Origin of the sequence: Streptomyces phytophilus (assembly GCF_013870535.1) — a bacterium.
GTDB lineage: Bacteria > Actinomycetota > Actinomycetes > Streptomycetales > Streptomycetaceae > Streptomyces > Streptomyces phytophilus.
Genome location: NZ_JACBXC010000738.1, coordinates 1 through 3038, shown reverse-complemented (window position 1 = coordinate 3038; position 3038 = coordinate 1). Strand labels below are relative to the sequence as shown.

Sequence of the window (3038 nt, the reverse complement as noted above, 5' to 3'; positions counted from 1 at the left end):
ACGGTGGCGGAGGTACGTGACCTGGTGGGCCCGGCGGCGACGGCGGAGTTCGTCACCTCGGCGACGGAGCGGGAGGTCCACAAGCGCCGTATGGACACCCTGGCGACGGGCGGCCGGGGGGAGGACGCGGGGTGAGCGTCCGGGTCCGGCGGAGGCGAGCGGCCGGAGTCGGCGGGCGGGGGTAGCGGTCGGGCCGGGCGCGGGCCGGGGTGAGCGACCGGTCCTGCCGTTCGGGTCCGGGCAGGCCGGGTCCTGCCGACCGGGTCCGGGCAGGCGGGGTCGTGCCGACCGGGTTCGAGCGGCCGGGTCCTGCCTGGTGAGCGGCACGTCCCGGAGGTGCGCCGGGCGTGGGCGCGACGTGGGGTTGACCCCTGGTTACTCGCGGGTCACTCTGGCTCAGCCGTACACGGGAGGAGAACACGCATGCGCAGACGCAGCTTCGTCCGAGGGTTAACCGCCACGACCGCCGCCACCGGGCTCGGCCTCACCGCCGCCGGCCACGGCCACGCGGCGACCGCCACCGGCACCGGTGCCGCCGCCGGAGGCGGGAACCGGCCGGCCGGCAACGCCCGGCCCCGCGCCGCTTGGCGGGAGGTTCCCGTACCGGCCGGAGAACCCGCCGCCCTGCTCAACGCCGTTGCCGCCGCGGGGCCCGAACTCGCCTGGGCCGTGGGCGAGGAGGCCCGCAGCGGCTCCACCGCCGGGCGCCCCCTGGCCCGTACCTGGGACGGCTCCGCCTGGCAGGCCACCGACGTCTCGCACCTCGCGTTCGCCGGCAGCCTCCGCAACGTCGCCGCCGCCCCCGCCGGGGCCGGAGCGGTCGCCGCCTGGGCCGTGGGGTACGACCGCGCCGGTGCCGACCACCTCCTCGCCTGGGACGGCGCCACCTGGCGCGAGCACGACTTCCCCGGACGCGGCGAGTCCGGCACCGAGTTGTGGGCCGTCGCCGTCGCCCCCGACGGCACCGTACGGATCTCCGGCACCCGCGACGGCGCCTCCCGCGTGCTGCGCTCCGACGACGCCGGGGGCACGCGCTGGAGCTGGTCCCCGCCGCTGCCCACCGACGACGGCTCCGCCCCCAGCCTGTGGAACGTCCACATCGACGGCGCCGGCGCCACCTGGGTCTCCGGCGGCGTCCTCGTCGCCCGGTACGACGACCGGGCCTGGCACGTCCTGCCCCGGCTGGCCGGGCTGCGGCTGTCCGTCACCGACCTGCTCCCCGCCGCCCCCGACGACATCTGGCTCACCGGCCACGACTACGGCGCCGGCGGCCCGCCCGGCAAGCCGCCGGGCGTCGTCCTGCGCCACTACGACGGCACGGCGTGGAACGCCGTCGCCGCCCCCTTCACCGTCGGCTCCCTCGGCGCCATCGCGCCCGACGCCACCGGGCGCCCCGCCCTCATCGCCGGGTGGGACTTCTGGGACGGCGCCAGCGCCCACTACCTCCGCTGGGACGGCACCGGCTGGACCAGCGAGCGCGGCCCCGCCGCCGCGCAGGGCGTGACTCCCGTGATGTCCGCGCTGGCCCCCATACCGGGCACGGGCGGCTTCTGGTCGACGGGCACCACGGCGCAGTCCCCGTTCCCGCCCGCACAGGCGCGCATCGAGCGCTACGGCTGACGGTCCCGCCCTCTACGCTGGACGCAGGCAGAACGGACGGCGCCGGGAGGGTGGCTGGTGGGCAGCGGACGGATCCCCGTCGTCGTACTCGCGGGGTTTCTCGGCTCCGGCAAGACCACCCTCCTCAACCGGCTGCTGCGCAACGGCGACGGCATCCGGATCGGCGCCGTCGTCAACGACTTCGGCAGCATCGAGATCGACGCCATGGCCGTCGCGGGGCAGGTCGACTCGATGGTCTCCCTCGGCAACGGGTGCCTGTGCTGCGCCGTCGACACCGCCGAGCTGGACGCCTACCTCGACCGGCTCGCCGGCACCGGCCGGATCGACGTCATCGTGGTCGAGGCCAGCGGCCTGGCCGAGCCGCAGGAACTCATCCGCATGGTGCTGGCCAGCGAGAACGACCGCATCGTGTACGGAGGGCTGGTCGAGGTCGTGGACGGCGCCGAGTTCGCCGCGACCCGCGAGCGGCACCCCGAGATCGACCGCCACCTTGCCGTCGCCGACCTCGTCGTGCTCAACAAGACCGACCGCACCGACGAGGCCGAACGCCGCCGCCTCCACGAGGCCCTCGGCGAACTGGCCCCCGGTACGCCCGTGGTCGCCACGGCCTACGGGCGGGTCGACCCCGGGCTGTTCTTCGACCCGGCGCGCCACGACCGCCCCGGTGCCGCGGCACCCCGCCACCGCCAGCTCTCCTTCGCCGACCTGGCCGCCGACGACGCCACCGACGCCGGGACGGACCACGGCACCGGCCACGCCGACGGTCACGCCACCGGCCACGCCGACGGTCACGGCGCAGACCACGGCGCCTGCTCCGGCACCGGCCGCGACCACGGGGCGCACCTCCACGCGGCGTACGAGAGCGTCGAGTTCGCCACCGGCGAGCCCATCAGCCCCCGCCGCCTGCTGGACTTCCTCGACACCCGCCCCGCCGGCCTCTACCGCATCAAGGGCTTCGTCCACTTCGGCGTCCCCGGCCACCCGCAGAAGTACGGGCTGCACGCCGTCGGCCGCTTCCTGCGCTTCCGCCCCGCCCCCTGGGGCCGCGGCGAGGAGCGGGCCACGCGGCTGGTGCTGATCGGCTCCGGGATCGACGCCGACGCCGTACGCAAGGAGCTGAGCGCCTGCTGCGGCCACGGCCCGCAGGACGGCGGCGAGGACGCGATGTGGGGAGTACTGCGGTACGTGGACGGAGACGGGGACGGAGACGGGGACGGGGACGACGGGGGCGGGGACGGGGCCCCGGAGGCGTAGGAGGCCGCCCGGGTTCAACTCCCCGTTGCGGGACAGAAAGTCTGCGGGCCCCGAGACGCTGCAAGCTGGCCCACGTCGCGCACCCGAACGAGAGGGATCCCGCATGAGCACGCTGAGCCGCCGCGCCCTGGTCACCGGGGCCTCCGCCACCGGCCTGGCCCTGG

The 3038-nt window shown here is 76.4% G+C and carries 2 protein-coding genes; both read left to right on the top strand.

The genetic code is table 11. The annotated features are described in order from the left end of the window. The first annotated feature begins 423 nt into the window (after positions 1-423). On the top strand, positions 424-1620 hold the full coding sequence (locus tag H5J30_RS24440; protein WP_181789520.1) for a hypothetical protein: 1197 nt from the start codon (positions 424-426) through the stop codon (positions 1618-1620). Positions 1621-1677: 57 nt separating this feature from the next. Beyond that, entirely contained in the window at positions 1678-2874 is a 1197-nt protein-coding gene (locus H5J30_RS24435; RefSeq protein WP_181789519.1) for a CobW family GTP-binding protein, read from the top strand. Positions 2875-3038: the final 164 nt, after the last annotated feature.

Coding starts and splice junctions, on each gene's coding strand:
- H5J30_RS24440 (WP_181789520.1), top strand. CDS start 424: ATGCGCAGACGCAGCTTCGTCCGAGGGTTAACCGCCACGACCGCCGCC.